Source organism: Hydrogenophaga borbori, assembly GCF_003417535.1.
GTDB classification, from domain to species: Bacteria; Pseudomonadota; Gammaproteobacteria; order Burkholderiales; family Burkholderiaceae_C; genus Hydrogenophaga; species Hydrogenophaga borbori.
Genome location: NZ_QVLS01000028.1, coordinates 1 through 2,674, shown reverse-complemented (window position 1 = coordinate 2,674; position 2,674 = coordinate 1). Strand labels below are relative to the sequence as shown.

Genomic DNA, 2,674 nt, shown 5'->3' with positions numbered 1-2,674 from the left:
GATCTGGCCCTCGCGCACGCTCAGCGAGACGCCTTTGAGCACCAGGATCACGTGGTTGTAGATGACCTCGATGCCGTTGACGTTGAGGACGATGGATGGGTCGGTGCTCATGGGGATTCCTTCGTGTCCATGTGCAAGGGCAGCGCGCCGCCCTTGCAGATGGCGCCGCGCGCGAGGCGCGGCGCGGGAGGGATCAGGAACCGCAGTCCGAGGCGGCCCGGCGCGACATCTTCTTGTCGGCCAGGTACTTGTCGGCGCCCGCCTTCACCATGGGCTTGATGATCTGCTCATCGGCCTGCATGAAGTCGGAGCTGAAGTTCCACTTGGCGCCATCCCAGGTGTGCACGCGCGCCCAGGTCGAGCCCATGTGGTCGTTGCACGAGGTGGACAGCGGGCGCATGACGCCGGCGAAGCCCAGCGCGTCGAGCTTCTTCTGGTCCAGCGCCAGGTTCTCCAGGCCCCAGCGCACCTGCTCGCCCGTCATGACCTTGCCCTTGCCGAAGCGCTCCTGCGCGCGGCGCACGGCTTCCACGCCCAGCATCTGGATGATCACGCCACGCGTGTACAGCACCGAGCCCACCTCGTCCTTCGGTCCCGTACCCTGGCCCTTGTCGTGCACCAGCTTGAGGATGTCCTGGATCACCTTGGGCTGCTGGCCCGAGGTGTTGAGTGCGAGCGCGTTGTAGCCCTTGGCGCCCTGGCCCACGTCCTTCACGTCGGGTTCGGCGCCGGCCCACCACACGCCGTACATCTTCTCGCGCGGGTAGCCCGTGGCCTGGGCTTCCTTGAGGGCGGTGGAGTTCATCACGCCCCAGCCCCACAGCAGCACGTAGTCGGGGCGGCTCTGGCGCACCTGCAGCCAGGCGGCTTTCTGCTCCACGCCGGGCGCGGTCACGGGGATCAGCTGCAGGTCGAAGCCGTGCATGCGCTGGCGTTCCTGCAGCAGGGGGATGGGCTCCTTGCCGAAAGGCGAGTCGTGGTAGACCAGGGCGATCTTCTTGCCCTTGAGCTTGTCCAGGCCGCCTTCCTTCTGGCCGATGTGCTGGATCAGGATGTCGGCGCCCGTCCAGTAGCTGCCCATGAGCGGGAAGTTCCACTTGAAGGCGTTGCCGTCCTGGGAGACCGACAGACCGTAGCCCAGCGTGATCAGCGGAATCTTGTCGGTGGGGACCTTCTCGGTCAGCGCGAAGGTGATGCCGGTGGCCTGCGGGTCGAACAGGGTCACGCCCGGGCGGCTCTTGAGGCGCTCATAACATTCGACGCCGCGGTCGGTGGCATAGCCGGTCTCGCATTCCTCGAATGTGAGCTTGACGCCGTTGATGCCGCCATCGCGCGCGTTGATGAGCTTGAGGTAGTCCTGCTTGCCGTTGGCCCAGGGGGTGCCGTTGGGCGCATAGGGCCCGGTGCGGTACGACAGGAGCGGGAAGAACTGCTCCTTGGCCTGGGCGAAGGCGCTGGTGGCCACCAGCGAAGTTGCGCCGCACGCCAGCGCGGCGACGGCAAGGACCAGATGGCGAAGCTTCATGGTTTGTCTCCTGTGGATGAAGTTGACGCGGGCGAAAAATTGGAAAGAAGGCTCGGGGTGGGCTCAGTGGGGGAAGGGCCACAGCCGCAGCTTCTGCTTGCCGATGGACCACAGCTTGGCCAGTCCATGCGGCTCGACGATCAGGAACCAGACGATCAGGCCGCCGAAGACCATGAGTTCGACGTGCGAGACGGCGGCGGTGGACAGGCTCACGCCGAACAGCTCGCCGAAGGCCGGCAGCGCCTGGTTGAGCACGATGGGCAACACCACGATGAAGGCCGCGCCGAAGAAGGCGCCCATGATGGAGCCCAGGCCGCCGATGATCACCATGAACAGCAGGCGGAAAGACAGGTCCACCCCGAAGGCAGCGGGCTCCCAGGCGCCCAGGTAGACGAAGGCCCACAGGCCACCGGCCACGCCGATGATGAAGCTGGAGACCGCAAAGGCGGTGAGCTTGGCGTACATCGGGCGGATGCCGATGACCGCCGCGGCCACGTCCATGTCGCGGATGGCCATCCACTCGCGGCCGATGGCGCTGCGCACCAGGTTCTTGGCCAGCAGCGCCAGCACCACCAGCACCGCCAGGCAGAACAGGTACTTGCTCACCGCGCTTTCGATCGGCAGGCCGAAGATCTGCAGGTGGTTGACCGACACCGAACCCGAGGGCGAGTCGTTCACGAACCACTTCACGCGCAGGAACATCCAGTCGGCGAAGAACTGCGCGGCCAGCGTGGCGACGGCGAGGTACAGGCCCTTGACGCGCAGGCTGGGCAGGCCGAACAGCACGCCGAACGCAGTGGCGCACAGGCCGCCCAGCAGCAGCGCGGGCACCAGCGGCATGCCCGGGATGCGCACGAAGAAGTTGTAGGCCATGTAGGCGCCCACCGCCATGAAGGCGCCCGACCCCAGCGAGATCTGGCCGCAGTAACCCACCAGGATGTTCACGCCCAGCGCGGCCAGCGACATGATCAGGAAGGGGATCAGGATCGCGCGCATCATGTAGTCGCTGGCCAGCAGCGGCACCGCCACGAAGGACAATGCGATGAGCGCGAGCACGAGCCATCGGTCCTGGTCGATGGGGAAGATCTGCTGGTCGGCGCGGTAGGAGGTCTTGAACTGACCGTTTTCGCGATAGAACATGGTCAGCTC

General features: G+C 66.0%; 2 protein-coding genes and 1 pseudogene. All 3 read right to left on the bottom strand.

What is annotated here, in order from left to right; all coding sequences use genetic code 11:
* Positions 1-111 (bottom strand): annotated as a pseudogene (locus tag DY262_RS22105) (ABC transporter ATP-binding protein); the annotation flags it as partial.
* An 82-nt stretch (positions 112-193) separates the two neighbouring features.
* Positions 194-1,525 (bottom strand): ABC transporter substrate-binding protein, encoded by a 1,332-nt coding sequence (locus DY262_RS21435; RefSeq protein WP_070400679.1) that lies wholly within the window; start codon positions 1,523-1,525, stop codon positions 194-196.
* A gap of 63 nt (positions 1,526-1,588) precedes the next feature.
* A complete protein-coding gene (locus DY262_RS21430) occupies positions 1,589-2,665 on the bottom strand; it encodes a branched-chain amino acid ABC transporter permease (protein ID WP_116961070.1) in 1,077 nt (358 codons plus the stop codon).
* Between the last annotated feature and the right edge of the window lie 9 nt (positions 2,666-2,674).

Coding starts and splice junctions, on each gene's coding strand:
- DY262_RS21435 (WP_070400679.1), bottom strand. CDS start 1,525: ATGAAGCTTCGCCATCTGGTCCTTGCCGTCGCCGCGCTGGCGTGCGGC.
- DY262_RS21430 (WP_116961070.1), bottom strand. CDS start 2,665: ATGTTCTATCGCGAAAACGGTCAGTTCAAGACCTCCTACCGCGCCGAC.